Below are 12,951 nucleotides of genomic sequence, written 5' to 3' on the forward strand. Positions count from 1 at the left end.
AGATCGCACACGATCATGTTCTCCGGAGCCAGATCGTCATACGACACCCCCGACGGCTTGATCACGAACAGATCAGCACGGGGATCCCCACCGAGCCGAACCCGCCCCGACACGTTCCCCCCGGTCCACACGACCAGCCCGTACCGCACCAACTCCGCGTGCAACGACGCCACCTCGGCCCGAACCCGCGCCACCGACTCGTTCTCCATGGATGCTCCTTCGCTCCGGGATGATGTTACCGGTAACACCTCACCGCACCGAGGACTGACCGCTCTGGAAGACTGGCGGGATGGATGACAGCGTCTTCCTGGGCGCGATCGCGATCGGCCTGGGCGCCCTCGTGGCCGTCGTGCTCTTCGTCCCCTTCGTCGCGATCCAGTACCGCCGCACCGGATCGCTCACCGCGGCGCAGTTCGTGCTGTGGGGCGCAGCCCTCGTCTACTTCTTCGCGATCTGGACCTACACGCTGCTGCCACTGCCCGACCCGACGACTCTGCGCTGCGCCGGGGTCAACCTCGACCCGCTCGCCTTCGTCGACGACCTGCGCGCCGCCGCAGGCCGCGCCGACGGCAGCGCCCGCGCCTTCGCGACCGACGTCGTCGTGCTGCAGCTGGCGCTGAACGTGCTGCTGTTCCTGCCGCTGGGCTTCTTCCTCCGCGTGCTCGCGCGCCGCGGCATCCTCACCGCCCTCCTCGTCGGCTTCGGCATCTCGCTGCTGATCGAGCTGACGCAGCTGACGGGCGTCTGGGGCATCTACCCGTGCGCATACCGCGTCTTCGACGTCGACGATCTGCTCACCAACACCGGCGGCGCCGTCCTCGGCTCGCTCCTCGCCCTCGTCGTGCCCCGTCGCCCCGCCGTGACGACCCCCGACCGACCGCGGCCCGTGACGCGGGGGCGCCGCATCCTCGGCATGGTCTGCGACGTGCTCGCGTACACGCTCGTCGGCATCTTCATGTCGGTCGCGGTGCAGTCGGCCCTGGTGTTCAGCGGCAACCGCGACCTCGCGCTCAGCACCGACATCGCCGGGCAGGCCGGCTCGTTCGCCGCCCTCGGCGTCGTCGCGGCGACCGTCCTCATTACGGGGCGCACGATCGGCGACCTGGCCGTACGGCTGCGCTACGCCGGCGGCCCGCTGCCGACCGTCCTCACCCGCCTCACCCGCTTCGTCGGCGGCATCGGCGGCTACGCCCTGCTCGACCAGCTTCCCGACGGCTGGGGCGTGCTCGGCGGGGCCTTCGTCCTGACCGCCGGCATCCTCACCGTGACGACCCGCGACGGCCGCGGCCTGCCCGGCATCCTCGGCCGCCAGGCACCGCGCGACAGTCGCGAGGATCCTCCGACGGGACCACCCGATATCACCCGTTCGGGGGACGCGCGCCGGCCCTGAACGCCCGTAGCGTCGCAGGCATGGACGTCTCAGCCCTCGCCCACACCGCCACCGGCGCCCTCGTCGGCATCGCCCTCGGATTCATCGTCGGCCTGCTCACCCTCAACCCGATGCTCGGCGTGATCGTCGGCGGCATCGCGATGGTGGTGTTCGCGATCGCCGCACCGATGCTGCTGCCGCGGGTCAGCGCGCGCCGCTGACTTGACCCTCACGCGACGTGAGGGCACACGGTGGTCGTATGACCCACATGTACGACGCTTTCGAGATCAGCCCCGTCCCGGCACCGACGCCGATGCCGTCGCCCCCGAGCTCTACCGCGGCATCTACGGGATGCCGGCCTTCACCGCCCACTACGACGGCATCCGTCCCGGTCTTACGTCGTGGTTGCGGCGGAGCATCGACGCGAGCGCGCGGGCGCACGGCATCGACCCCGACACCGCGGCGTGGGAGTGAGCCCCGGCCTCAGCGCCGCCCGCCGGTGAACGCGCGCCACATGACCGCGGCGTGCGACTCCTTCGCGTGCTCGACGCCGACTTCGTCACCCTCTCGCGCGCTGAACCATTCCTGCACCCGGTAGCGCGCGGCACGCCAGACCAGCGCGATGCCGCCGTACGCGGGATCGGGCACGCGAGCCTCGGCCTCGGACATCTGCCCGCGCCGCGGCAGCGCGTCGGCGACGAAGGCGTTCGTCAGCTCGGCGACGCCGACCGCGCTGCCGTTGATGACCGAGTGCGCCGCGCCGTGGATCTCCCACCGCCATGCGTCACGCGCGGCCCCCACGAGCGCGGAGTGGAACGAGCGCGGCGACGAGAAGTCCCGTGCACCGCGGATGAGCAGCACCCGGGCCTCGGCCTGCGACAGCCGCGCGGCCAGCGGGTAGCGCATCATGTGCGGCAGGACGCGGATGAAGTACGCGAACCCGCACAGCAGGTACGCGCTCACCGCCAGCAGCACGAGACGGAACGGCTCGAAGAACGACGACTGCGCGAAGCGGATCGCCTGCCGCACGAGCGACCGCTCCCGGTCGTTGACGACCGGGCCGATCAGCACGGCGTGACGGATGCCGCGGCGCCGCGCCAGCACCTCGGTCACGATCTGCGTGCCGAACGAGTGCCCGAGCAGCACCGGATCATCGAGCTCGAAGCGCTCGAGCACCGCCTCGACCTGATCGGCGAAGAACGCCACCGACGGATCGGTGCGCGGCGCCCGCTGCCCCGCGAACCCCGGAAGGTCGAGGGCGTACACGCGACCGCGCTGGGCGAGCAGCGGTGCGAGCAGATCGAAGTACGTCGCCGCGACGCCGATCCCGGCGATCAGCACGAACGCACGGCCGGACTCGCGCGACCGCTCGGTCGTCACGCGGGTGACGCGCGTGCGCACCCCGTCGAACTCGACGGTCTCGACGTCGATCTCCGCCGGCTCGCCGTCGCCCTCCGTCATCATCCGTCTACCGTCTCACACGGTCCGTTTCCCGCCGCCCCCGCGCGGCCGTGGGGCAGACTGAGCCGATGAGCGTCACCTTCGGAATCGTCGGCAGCGGCTGGCGCAGCGAGTTCTTCCTCCGCATCGCCGCCGCGATGCCCGACCGCTTCACCGTCACCGGCCTCGTCACCCGCAGCGCCGACACGGCGGCCGACATCGAGGGATCCTGGGGCGTCCGCGCTCACGCCGACCTCGACGGCCTGCTCGCAGCGGGCCCGCCCGACTTCGTCGTCGTCTCGGTGCCCCGCGACGTCGCGCCCGGCATCGTCGTCGACCTCGTCGACCGCGGCGTGCCGGTGCTCACCGAGACCCCGCCGGCGGGCTCGCTCGACGACCTCGTCGCGCTGTGGGAGCGCGTGCAGCGCCCCGGCGCCCCGACGGTGCAGGTCGCCGAGCAGTACCACCTGTCGCCCCTGCTGTCCGCGCAGCTCGCGGTGGCGCACTCCGGCCGCCTCGGCCGCGCGACGCAGGCCCTCGTCGCGCAGTGCCACGACTACCACGGCGTCAGCGTCATCCGCCGCGCGCTCGGCATCGGCGCCGACGACGCCGAGGTGACGGCATCCGTCTTCCGCTCGCCCCTCGTGGCCGGCCCCGGGCGGGGCGGCGACCCCACCGAGGAGCGCACCGTGACGGCGACCCAGACCACCGCGCGCTTCACGTTCGGCGACCGGCTCGGCGTGTACGACTTCGCCGGAGAGCAGTACTTCTCGTGGATCCGCGGCAACCGGCTGCTGATCCGCGGCGAGCGCGGCGAGATCGAGAACACCGAGGTGCGCTGGCTGCGACGGTTCGACGAGCCCGCGTTCGCGTCGCTCCGGCGGGTCATGACCGGCGAGGGCGGCAACCTCGAGGGCATGTTCCTGCGCGGCATCGCGCTCGGCGACGAGTGGGTGTTCGGCAACCCGTTCCGCCCCGCCCGCATCAACGACGACGAGATCGCGATCGCGCGGATGCTCGACGGGATGCCGCGCGCGATCGCCGGCGACGCCCCGGTGTACTCCCTCGCCGAGGCGAGCCAGGACCACTACCTCGCTCTGCTCATGCAGCGCGCCGCCGAGACGGGTAACACCCTGCGATCCACCCGTCAACCCTGGGCCGACGTGATCGACGGCGAATTGCACGCCCGCGGGGTCAGCGGGTAATTTTTCGGCATGCCGAAAAATCCGCGACGCCTCACCGCCCTGGTCTCCCTCGGCGCCGCGGTCGCGCTGCTGGCGGGCTGCGGCACTGCGGCGGACGGCGGCAGCGACCCGGACGGCGGGCGCCCCGTCGTGCTGACGACGTTCACGGTGCTGGCCGACATCGCGCAGAACGTCGCCGGCGATCACCTCGAGGTCCGCTCGATCACCAAGGCCGGGGCAGAGATCCACGGCTACGAACCGACGCCCCGCGACATCGCGGCCGCGTCCGATGCCGACCTGGTCCTCGACAACGGCCTGGGTCTCGAGGCGTGGTTCTCGCGGTTCGTCGACACCGCCGACGCCCCGCACGCCGTCGTGTCGGAGGGCATCGACACGATCGACATCACCGGCGACGCCTACGCCGGCAAACCCAACCCGCACGCCTGGATGAGCCCCCACAACGTGCAGATCTACGTCGCGAACATCGTCGCCGCCTTCAGCGAGCTCGACCCCGGCAACGCCGACGCGTACGCCGCGAACGGCGAGGCCTACGCCGCAGAGCTGCAGGCGATCCACGACGAGCTGGTCGCCGAGCTCGCGACCGTGCCCGAGAACCAGCGGGCGCTCGTCACCTGCGAGGGCGCCTTCTCGTACCTCGCGCGCGACGCCGGGCTGACCGAGGCGTACATCTGGCCGGTCAACGCCGAGCAGCAGGCCACGCCGCAGCAAATCCGCAGAACGATCGAGTTCGTCGACGCCAACGACGTGCCGGCGGTGTTCTGCGAGTCGACGGTGTCGGACCGGCCGATGCAGCAGGTCGTCGAGGCGACGGATGCCGCGTTCGGCGGCGTCCTGTACGTCGACTCGCTCTCGGGCCCCGACGGCCCCGTGCCGACCTACCTCGACCTGCTGCGCCACGACATCGACACGATCACCTCGGCCCTGACGGGCGCCGCCTCGTGAACGCCTCGCCCGCCGCTGCTCCGGCCACGGCTCCAGCCGGCATCCTCGTGTCCGGGGTGTTGGTGCGCTACCGCGACATCGTCGCGCTCGACGACGTGCACCTCGCCGTCGCGCCGGGGCGGGTCACCGCGCTCATCGGCATGAACGGCTCGGGCAAGTCGACCCTGTTCAAATCCATCACCGGCATGGTGCGCCCCACCTCCGGCTCGGTCACGATCGGCGGTCAGTCGCCGGCGATCGCGCGTCGGCGCGGACTCGTCGGCTACGTGCCGCAGAGCGAGGACGTCGACGCGACCTTCCCCGTCTCGGTGCGCGACGTCGTCATGATGGGCCGCTACGGCCACCTGGGCATCACGCGTCGCCCCCGCGCCGCCGACCACGCCGCCGTCGAGGCAGCGCTCGCGCGGGTCGAGCTGTCCGACCTCGGCGAGCGCCAGATCGGCGAGCTGTCGGGCGGGCAGCGCAAGCGCGCCTTCGTCGCGCGCGGCATCGCGCAGGACGCCCGCGTGCTGCTGCTCGACGAGCCGTTCGCCGGCGTCGACAAGAAGTCCGAGGCCACGATCGTGCGGCTGCTGCGCGAGCTCGCCGCCGACGGCCGTACCGTGCTCGTGTCGACGCACGACCTGCACGCGCTGCCCACGCTCGCCGACGAAGCGGTGCTGCTGCTGCGCCGCGTCGTGTTCCAGGGCCCGGTCACCGAGGCCCTCCGGCCCGAGCTGCTCGGCCGCGCGTTCGGCCTCGAGTTCCCGGGAGACGACGCCGCATGAACGTTCTCGACCTCCTCCTCGAGCCGCTGCAGTACGAGTTCATGCTGCGCGCGCTCGGCGCCACCGCGATCGCCGCGATCGTGTGCGCGGTGCTGTCGTGCTGGCTCGTGCTGATCGGGTGGTCGCTCATGGGCGACGCGGTCAGCCACGCCGTCCTCCCCGGCGTCGTGCTCGCCTACGTGCTCGGGGCGCCGTTCGCGCTCGGTGCGCTGGTGTTCGGCTTCCTCGCGGTGGCCCTCATCGGCATCATCCGCGGCACGAGCCGCATCAAAGAGGATGCCGCCATCGGCATCGTCTTCACGACGCTGTTCGCCCTCGGCCTCGTCCTCATCTCGGTGACACCGAGCCAGACCGACCTCAACCACATCCTCTTCGGCAACGTCCTCGGGGTCGGCGAGGCCGACCTCGTGCAGATCGCCATCCTCGCCGCCGTCGCCTTCGCGGTGCTGTTCGTCAAGCGCCGCGACCTGACCCTGTTCGCGTTCGACCCGATCCACGCCTTCGCGATCGGGCTGTCGCCGCGCCGGCTCTCAGCGCTGCTGCTCGGGGTGCTCGCGCTCACCGCGGTGGTCGCCCTGCAGGTCGTGGGCGTCGTGCTCGTCGTGGCGATGCTCATCATCCCCGGCGCGACCGCCCACCTGCTCACCGACAGGTTCGGCCGCATGCTCGTCATCGCCCCGACGCTGTCGGCGGTGTCGTCGCTCGTGGGCATCTACCTCAGCTACTGGGTCGACGCCTCCTCGGGCGGACTCGTGGTGCTCGTGCAGGGCATCGTCTTCGCGATCGTCTATCTGTTCAGCCCGCGCCAGGGAGTCATCGGGCGCCGGATCGCATCGCGCAAGCCCGTCGCCGGATCCGTTTCCGCTGGCTAGCGTGCGGGTATGAAGATCAGGGAGATCCACTGGAACGACGAAGCCCGCCAGAAGGTGCTCGACGATGCCGACCGCGTCCTGCAGGATGCCGTCGCCGCCGTCGCCGCCACCGATGACGCCGCCGACGCCGATAAGGCCTACGCGGCGCTCGTCAGCCACATGAAGGACAAGTTCATCGACTGGGAGCCCGGCCCCGACGTGCGCACGTACGCCGACGCGCTCGCCGCCGGCGAGATCGAGACCGAGTCGCGCGACTGAACGCCGCGGCTCCGATCCCGTGGCCGCCGGCGAAGGCAATGTCGGTGGCCACGGGTACAACGGAATGATGCGCGAACCTGCCCCGCTGCTGCAGATCAGCCGCATCTACGCCGAAGAAGCGGCGCTCGCGCTGCCGCGCGGGCAGCAGATCGTGGCGCGCTGGCCCGACGCCGACATCGTCCCCGTCGACTCGCACTGGCTCATCCCCGAGGTGCACGGCGACGAGACGAACGTGAACCGGTGGGTGCGCATCAAGACCGAGGCCCTCGTCCTGGGCGTGAAGAAGTCCGTCGCGACGCGCCTGAACGGCCGGTCCGCCGACTTCATCGCCCCCTCGACGGCCAACGGGTGCGCCATGGCGTGCGCCTACTGCTACGTGCCGCGGCGCAAGGGGTACAGCAACCCGGTGACGGTCTTCGCCAACATCGACGAGATCAGCCGCCACCTCGCCCGCCACATCTCGCGGCAGGGCGTCAAGGCCGAGCCCAACCAGTGCGACCCCGAGGCGTGGGTCTATGACATCGGCGAGAACAGCGACTGCTCCGTCGACGCCCTCATCAGCGAGAACGTCCGCGACCTGTGCGAGCTGTTCCGGATGTCGCCGACGGCGAAGGCATCGTTCGCGACGAAGTACGTCAACCGCGACCTCCTCGACTGGGATCCGCTCGGGCGCACCCGCATCCGCTTCTCGCTCATGCCGCACGAGACCGCGCGCGTCACCGACATCCGCACCTCTCCGATCTCCGAGCGCATCGCAGCGATCAACGACTTCGTCGACGCCGGCTACGAGGTGCACCTGAACTTCTCGCCCGTCATCCTCACCCCGACGTGGATCGCCGACTGGACGGCGCTGCTACGCGAGCTCGACGACGTGCTGTCGGATCGTGCGAAAGCGCAGCTGGCCTGCGAGATCATCTTCCTCACGCACAACGAAGGGTTGCACGAGGTGAATCTCGGCTGGCACCCGCGCGGCGAGGAGCTGCTGTGGACCCCGCGCCTGCAAGAGCCGAAGCGGTCGCAGAACGGCGCGACGAACGTCCGCTACCGCTCGCCGCTCAAGGGCGACGCGGTGGCCGCGCTGCGCGCCCTCATCGAGCGCGAGCTGCCGTCCTGCCGCGTGCGGTACGCCTTCTGACCGCCGGCAGCGCGAGCAGCCAGCCGAGGGTCGCGCCGGTCGTGTTGGCGACGACATCCAGCACGCTCGAGGTCCGATCCGTCAGCAGCAGCCCCTGCGCGAGCTCGATGCCGACCGAGACGGCGAGCGCGGCGGGCACGACGAACGGATGCCGCCGCGGCCAGCCCCGCGTCGCGCACCATCCCGCGGGTACGAAGAGCAGGATGTTGGCGCCGAACTCGATGCGCGGGTAGGTCAGCCACGGCACGGCCGCCGTCACCTGCTGCAGCAGCCAGCCCGCGTCGCGATCGACCGGCGTGGGCCAGAACGCGATGCCCGCGAGCACGACGACGTAGACGGCCAGCAGCAGTCGTGCGGTGCGCGACCCTGCGGCCGTCACCGCACGATGACGGTCGGCGATGAGACGTGCGCGGCGACGTGCTCGCTGACCGAGCCCAGCAGCAGGCGCGACAGCCCCGTGCGACCGTGCGATCCGACGACCGTGAGCACGGCGCTGCGCGAAGCCTCCTCGATGAGCGTCGAGGCGTCGCCGACGTCGATCTTCGTGCGCACCGACAGGTCGGGGTGCGCCGCCCGCACCGGCTCGAGCGTGCGCTCGAGCATCGCCGCGGTCGCCTCGGTGAGGTCCACGGGCATCGGCCCGGTCCACAGGTCGAGCCCCGGCTCGGTGCCGACGGCTACCGGCTCCCACGCGGCGAGCGCGATGAGCGGCTCACCCGTGCGGATGGCCTCGTCCGCGGCGAACGCGACCGCACGCTGCGAGACCTCGGACGCGTCGACGCCGACGAGGATGCCGTGTCGCTCGGCGTCGCCCGCGGGCTCCTCCGGCACGACCGCGACGGGGCAGTTCGCCCCGGCGATGATGCCGCGATAGGGGTGCCCGTGCTCGGCGGGCAGCACGAGGATCTCGGCGTCAGCGGTGGCCCGCACCGCCTCGTCGATGTCGTCGCGCGACGGGGCGATCAACAGCTCGCGCAGCACGGCGCCCCGGGCGTGCGCCCGGCGCGCGGCCCACTCTCGGGCGCGGGCCGCCGGCGCATCGGTCACGCCGAGGATGACATCGTTCATGATCCCCCCAGGGTAGCGGCCTGGCCCGCAGCGCCACCGATTAGAGTCGACGCGTGAGAAAGCGACCGCGCTCCGACGCGTCGCGACAGTACGTCGTGACCGGGCACTACGAGCCGCCCGCCGACGTCCCCCGCCCGGCCTCCGCGCCGCGACGACGTCGGCGGATGCCGCGCTGGGCGTGGATCGCGCTCATCGTCGCGGGCGTCGCGCTCCTGGTGGCGGCGATCTCCCTCATCGTGTCGCTCGTGATGAACGGCGTGCAGCTGCTCACCGCGCGCCCGCCGGGGGTCGGCACGGCCTTCGTCGCCCCCGACGAGTCGAAGGCGGCGCGCGCCGCCGCCGCGGGCGGATCGGTCGACGAGCTCGCCGCCGCCGAGTACCTCGCGGCGCAGCCGACCGCGTACTGGCTCACGCCCGAGCAGGACCCGATCGGCGCCGTCGGCCAGCGCGTGCTCGACATCGCGCACGAGGCGCGTGAGAGCGACACCGCCCTCGCGGTCGTGGTCTACGGCCTGCCCGGTCGCGACTGCGGCAACCACTCCGCCGGTGGCCTCGACGAGGCCGACTACGCGACCTGGACGACGCAGATCGGCAACGCGCTGCGCTCGGTGCGCGACGTGAAGAAGGTCGTCGTCGTCGAGCCCGACAGCCTCGCGCTCGCGCCGCAGTGCGGCAACGTGGCCGAGCGCGTCGAGCAGCTGCGCGGATCCATCGGCCGGCTCACGGGCACCGACACCTGGGTGTACGTCGACGGCGGCCACTCGAACTGGCTCGGCGCGGACGCGATGGCCGACCTGATCCGACAGGTCGTCGGCCCCGGCGTCCGGGGCTTCGCCACGAACGTCTCGAACTTCAACGACACCTACGACGAGTTCGACTACGCCCATGCCCTGTCGGAACGCCTGGGCGGTCTTCACGCCCTGGTCGACACCTCGCGCAACGGCTCCGGCGCGCCCGCCGACGACGAGTGGTGCAACCCGCCCGGGCGTACCGTCGGCGACCCGAGCGGCACGTACGGCGACGACGTCGTCGACACCAACCTCTGGATCAAGCCGCCCGGCGAGAGCGACGGGCCCTGCAACGGCGGCCCCGCGGCCGGCGTGTGGTGGCCGGCGGGCGCCGTCGAGCTCACACGCGACGCACCGCGGTGATCCCGTCCCCCGTTCGGCTGACACAGGGGCGACCCCCGCGTGTGGCAAAATGTCCCGAACCTGAGCGAGAGAAGTGACGATCATGGCGTCGGAGCAGCTGAAGACCGCGGTCATCGTCGAAGACGACCCGGACATCCGGCATCTGCTCGTCGAGGTCCTCGAGGCCGCGGGATTCTCGACCGTCTCGGTGGGCAACGGCATCGACGGCATCCAGGCGGTCCTGTCGTACCGGCCGCTGCTGACGACCCTCGACGTCAACATGCCGGGCATCGACGGGTTCGAGGCCGCGCGCCGCATCCGGGCGCAGAGCGACACCTACATCATCATGCTGACGGGCCTGTCCGAAGAGGCCGACGTCGTGCTGGGTCTCGGCGCCGGAGCCGACGAGTACATCGTCAAGCCCTTCCGTCCGCGCGAGTTCCGTGCGCGCGTCGATGCCCTGCTGCGCCGTCCGCGCGCCGCGGCACCGCAGCAGCAGGCTCCCCGTCAGGACTCGGTCGGCCCCTCGTTCCCCGGCGCGCGTCCCGCCGCCGGCCCCGCCGCCCCGACCCCCGGCGGGCCGACGCCCGGCGCGCCGCTGTCGTACGAGGAGTACCTCGCACAGTTCCCGGGCGCCGCGCAGCCGGCCGCACCGGCCGCACCGACGCCCGCACCGCAGCAGCCCGTGTACGCCCCGCCGCCGCAGCAGCAGCCCGCTCCGCCGGCGCAGCAGCCGGTGCAGCAGCCGATCATCGTGCACCACCCGAGCGAGTCCGCGGCCGTCGTGCCGGTCTCCGGCTCGGAGCTCGTCGTGCACCAGCCCGCGGGCGAGCTCGTCGCCACCGGCGAGAACTGGCTCGTCCACCGCGACCTGCAGGTCGACACCGACACGCGCCTGGCCTACATCGCCGGCCACGAACTCGACCTCACGCGCACCGAGTTCGACCTGCTGTCGACCCTGATGGCCTCCAAGCGCCGGGTCCGCTCGAAGGCCGACCTCACGCTCGTCCTGCGCGGCGAGTCCTACGTCACGAGCTACTTCGTCGGCGAGGCCGACAAGCGCGCGATCGAGGCGCACATGACGAACCTGCGACGCAAGCTCAGCGACAACCCGACGACCCCCCGATACATCGAGACCGTGCGCGGCGTCGGCTACCGGATGACCTCCGAGGTCGCGGCCCCGGCCTGACCCGCGACCGGGTCGTCAGACCCGGCCGTCGGAACGTGTCGTCAGACCCGGCCGTCGGAACGGGTCGTCAGACCTGGAAGCCGTGCTGGCGACGCACCAGCTTGGTGAACATCAGGAGCGTCTGCAGCACCGTCACGACGCCGACGATCGGCCAACCGATCCAGAGGATCGACGACTGCGCCACCGGGCCGATGAGGTTCCAGACGACGGCCATCGCCAGCAGCACCGCCGCGAGGATGAGCATCGGCACCCAGTGGCCGATGCTGCCGCCGCCGCTTTCGGCCTTGGCCTGCATCGCCCAGTTGTCGACCTTCTTCTTCGAGAGGAAGCGCGACCACGAGCGCATGAAGTGGCCCAGCCGGATCCACATGAACGCTTCGGCCGGGAACACGAGCAGGGCGAACAGCACGTCGCGCTTGTTGTGGTCCTTGATGCTGCGCGCCATGCGCAGGTTCAGCAGCACGGCCACGAGCGGCGGCAGCAGCCACAGCGGCGAGAAGACGAAGGCGCTGATCGAGAGCGACCCCGCCAGGAGGATCAGGAACGCGACGCGCACGAACAGGTTCGTGAGCATGCCGAAGTTCTCGAACCAGCGCAGGCGCAGGTTGGGGTGGAAGGGCTGGCCCTTGGTGTCGCCGCGCTGGCCGGGCCACATCAGCTCGATGGCGCCGTAGGTCCACTTCACCTGCTGCGCGTCGTAGCCCTTGAGCGTCGTCATGCCGCCCACGTTGGCGCGGGCGTAGGGGCTGATCTTGGTGAGGTAGCCGGCGCTCTTGATCTGCAGCGAGAGCAGGGAGTCCTCGACCTCGGAGTCCTTGACCCACGGGGTGGACTGGTGGTTCTGCTTCATCGCGTCGCGCAGGGCGTTGGTCGAGAAGATCGAGAACTGTCCGCCGAGCACCGCCATGTTGCGACCGCGCAGCAGGTTCTGCATGTTGAACGCGGCGAACTGCGTGCGCTGTCCGGCGATGAGGAACTTGCCGATCGTGCCGGTGATGGGCTTGTCGTCGATCGAGTAGATCGCCGAGATGCCGCCGATGCGCGAGTCGCCGACGGCTTCGGCCTCGAGGTACTCGACGGCCCGCGAGTCGGCGATGGTGTCACCGTCGACGCCGAGCAGGTAGTCGTAGCCCTCGACGAGCGAGTAGCCGTAGTTGAGCGCACCGACCTTCTTGTCGGGGTTCTTGCCGATGTCGTGGACGAACACCTCGGTGAACTGCGTGCCGAGCTCGGTCGTGACCTCGTGCGGCCCGGCGTACTCGGCGGCGATCTTGACGGTGTTGTCGGAGGTGTTGTTCGCGATGACGTGGATGACGTCGGGCACGCGGCTCTGCGCGAGCAGGCCCTCGATCACCGCGGCGATCGATTCCTCCTCGTTGTAGGCCGGGATGATGCAGCCGATCGTGGAGCGGTGGACGGTCGTGCTCTCGAGCACCGACTCGAAGTCGTCCTCGTACGCGCCGTCGAAGTGCTCGGGCATCTGCAGCGGAGCCGGCTGCACCGACTGCACCGGACGCGAGGGGTGCGCGAACGCCGGAGTCGTGGGAAACGGCGTCTGGGTCATGCGATCACGTCC

16 protein-coding genes are annotated in these 12,951 nt (G+C 71.2%); 11 read left to right on the top strand and 5 right to left on the bottom strand.

What is annotated here, in order from left to right; translation table 11 throughout:
• Positions 1-209 (bottom strand): class II aldolase/adducin family protein (locus PUW82_RS00005; RefSeq protein WP_274220343.1); only part of this gene is annotated, 209 nt, incomplete at its 3' end.
• A gap of 80 nt (positions 210-289) precedes the next feature.
• Between PUW82_RS00005 and PUW82_RS00010 the strand changes: the two genes are divergently transcribed.
• From PUW82_RS00010 to PUW82_RS00020, 3 genes are read left to right on the top strand one after another with little or no spacing between them, the layout of a single operon-like run.
• Positions 290-1,390, top strand: a complete 1,101-nt coding sequence (locus PUW82_RS00010; RefSeq protein WP_274220344.1) for a VanZ family protein — start codon at positions 290-292, stop codon at positions 1,388-1,390.
• A 20-nt stretch (positions 1,391-1,410) separates the two neighbouring features.
• Complete coding sequence (locus PUW82_RS00015; protein WP_274220345.1) at positions 1,411-1,590, top strand: hypothetical protein; 180 nt, start codon at positions 1,411-1,413, stop codon at positions 1,588-1,590.
• Position 1,591: 1 nt separating this feature from the next.
• Positions 1,592-1,843, top strand: a complete 252-nt coding sequence (locus tag PUW82_RS00020) for a hypothetical protein (protein WP_274220346.1) — start codon at positions 1,592-1,594, stop codon at positions 1,841-1,843.
• Between the two features lie 9 nt (positions 1,844-1,852).
• Here the strand turns inward: PUW82_RS00020 and PUW82_RS00025 are convergent, their stop codons facing one another.
• Entirely contained in the window at positions 1,853-2,833 is a 981-nt protein-coding gene (locus PUW82_RS00025) for an alpha/beta fold hydrolase (protein ID WP_274220347.1), read from the bottom strand.
• A 65-nt stretch (positions 2,834-2,898) separates the two neighbouring features.
• Between PUW82_RS00025 and PUW82_RS00030 the strand changes: the two genes are divergently transcribed.
• The 6 genes from PUW82_RS00030 (at position 2,899) to PUW82_RS00055 (ending at position 7,988) form a co-directional block, all read left to right on the top strand.
• Positions 2,899-4,014 carry a Gfo/Idh/MocA family protein gene (locus PUW82_RS00030; protein ID WP_274220348.1) on the top strand — a complete coding sequence of 372 codons (1,116 nt, stop codon included), beginning with the start codon at positions 2,899-2,901 and terminating at the stop codon, positions 4,012-4,014.
• A gap of 9 nt (positions 4,015-4,023) precedes the next feature.
• Positions 4,024-4,956: a metal ABC transporter substrate-binding protein gene (locus PUW82_RS00035; RefSeq protein ID WP_274220349.1), complete on the top strand. Its 933-nt coding sequence runs from the start codon at positions 4,024-4,026 to the stop codon at positions 4,954-4,956.
• A complete protein-coding gene (locus PUW82_RS00040) occupies positions 4,953-5,723 on the top strand; it encodes a metal ABC transporter ATP-binding protein (protein WP_274220350.1) in 771 nt (256 codons plus the stop codon). Before PUW82_RS00035 ends, PUW82_RS00040 begins: the two co-directional genes overlap by 4 nt.
• A complete protein-coding gene (locus PUW82_RS00045; protein ID WP_274220351.1) occupies positions 5,720-6,595 on the top strand; it encodes a metal ABC transporter permease in 876 nt (291 codons plus the stop codon). Before PUW82_RS00040 ends, PUW82_RS00045 begins: the two co-directional genes overlap by 4 nt.
• 9 nt (positions 6,596-6,604) lie before the next feature.
• Positions 6,605-6,853: a hypothetical protein gene (locus PUW82_RS00050; protein ID WP_274220352.1), complete on the top strand. Its 249-nt coding sequence runs from the start codon at positions 6,605-6,607 to the stop codon at positions 6,851-6,853.
• Between the two features lie 67 nt (positions 6,854-6,920).
• Positions 6,921-7,988 carry a spore photoproduct lyase family protein gene (locus PUW82_RS00055; protein WP_274220353.1) on the top strand — a complete coding sequence of 356 codons (1,068 nt, stop codon included), beginning with the start codon at positions 6,921-6,923 and terminating at the stop codon, positions 7,986-7,988.
• On the opposite strand, the gene PUW82_RS00060 is transcribed toward PUW82_RS00055, so the two are convergent.
• A complete protein-coding gene (locus PUW82_RS00060) occupies positions 7,942-8,367 on the bottom strand; it encodes a VanZ family protein (protein WP_274220354.1) in 426 nt (141 codons plus the stop codon). The genes PUW82_RS00055 and PUW82_RS00060 overlap by 47 nt on opposite strands.
• The gene (locus PUW82_RS00065; protein WP_274220355.1) at positions 8,364-9,056 is read right to left on the bottom strand and encodes a universal stress protein; all 693 of its coding nucleotides are present in this window, start codon (positions 9,054-9,056) and stop codon (positions 8,364-8,366) included. The genes PUW82_RS00060 and PUW82_RS00065 overlap by 4 nt, the downstream gene beginning before the upstream one ends.
• A 53-nt stretch (positions 9,057-9,109) precedes the next feature.
• On the opposite strand from PUW82_RS00065, the gene PUW82_RS00070 reads away from it, so the two are divergent.
• Together PUW82_RS00070 and PUW82_RS00075 are read left to right on the top strand one after the other, a co-directional pair.
• A complete protein-coding gene (locus PUW82_RS00070; protein ID WP_274220356.1) occupies positions 9,110-10,207 on the top strand; it encodes a glycoside hydrolase family 6 protein in 1,098 nt (365 codons plus the stop codon).
• Between the two features lie 82 nt (positions 10,208-10,289).
• Positions 10,290-11,375, top strand: coding sequence for a response regulator transcription factor (locus PUW82_RS00075; protein WP_274220357.1), 1,086 nt, complete (start codon positions 10,290-10,292; stop codon positions 11,373-11,375).
• Positions 11,376-11,442: 67 nt separating this feature from the next.
• Here PUW82_RS00075 and PUW82_RS00080 read toward each other — a convergent pair whose 3' ends face one another.
• On the bottom strand, positions 11,443-12,855 hold the full coding sequence (locus PUW82_RS00080) for a glycosyltransferase family 2 protein (protein WP_274221718.1): 1,413 nt from the start codon (positions 12,853-12,855) through the stop codon (positions 11,443-11,445).
• Between the last annotated feature and the right edge of the window lie 96 nt (positions 12,856-12,951).

The organism is Microbacterium thalli (assembly GCF_028737325.1).
GTDB classification, from domain to species: domain Bacteria; phylum Actinomycetota; class Actinomycetes; order Actinomycetales; family Microbacteriaceae; genus Microbacterium; species Microbacterium thalli.

What these genes read in the sequence shown, in the direction of transcription:
- PUW82_RS00010 (WP_274220344.1), top strand. Translation starts at nt 290, where the DNA reads ATGGATGACAGCGTCTTCCTGGGCGCGATCGCGATCGGCCTGGGCGCC.
- PUW82_RS00015 (WP_274220345.1), top strand. Translation starts at nt 1,411, where the DNA reads ATGGACGTCTCAGCCCTCGCCCACACCGCCACCGGCGCCCTCGTCGGC.
- PUW82_RS00025 (WP_274220347.1), bottom strand. Translation starts at nt 2,833, where the DNA reads ATGATGACGGAGGGCGACGGCGAGCCGGCGGAGATCGACGTCGAGACC.
- PUW82_RS00030 (WP_274220348.1), top strand. Translation starts at nt 2,899, where the DNA reads ATGAGCGTCACCTTCGGAATCGTCGGCAGCGGCTGGCGCAGCGAGTTC.
- PUW82_RS00035 (WP_274220349.1), top strand. Translation starts at nt 4,024, where the DNA reads ATGCCGAAAAATCCGCGACGCCTCACCGCCCTGGTCTCCCTCGGCGCC.
- PUW82_RS00045 (WP_274220351.1), top strand. Translation starts at nt 5,720, where the DNA reads ATGAACGTTCTCGACCTCCTCCTCGAGCCGCTGCAGTACGAGTTCATG.
- PUW82_RS00050 (WP_274220352.1), top strand. Translation starts at nt 6,605, where the DNA reads ATGAAGATCAGGGAGATCCACTGGAACGACGAAGCCCGCCAGAAGGTG.
- PUW82_RS00055 (WP_274220353.1), top strand. Translation starts at nt 6,921, where the DNA reads ATGCGCGAACCTGCCCCGCTGCTGCAGATCAGCCGCATCTACGCCGAA.
- PUW82_RS00065 (WP_274220355.1), bottom strand. Translation starts at nt 9,056, where the DNA reads ATGAACGATGTCATCCTCGGCGTGACCGATGCGCCGGCGGCCCGCGCC.
- PUW82_RS00075 (WP_274220357.1), top strand. Translation starts at nt 10,290, where the DNA reads ATGGCGTCGGAGCAGCTGAAGACCGCGGTCATCGTCGAAGACGACCCG.
- PUW82_RS00080 (WP_274221718.1), bottom strand. Translation starts at nt 12,855, where the DNA reads ATGCCCGAGCACTTCGACGGCGCGTACGAGGACGACTTCGAGTCGGTG.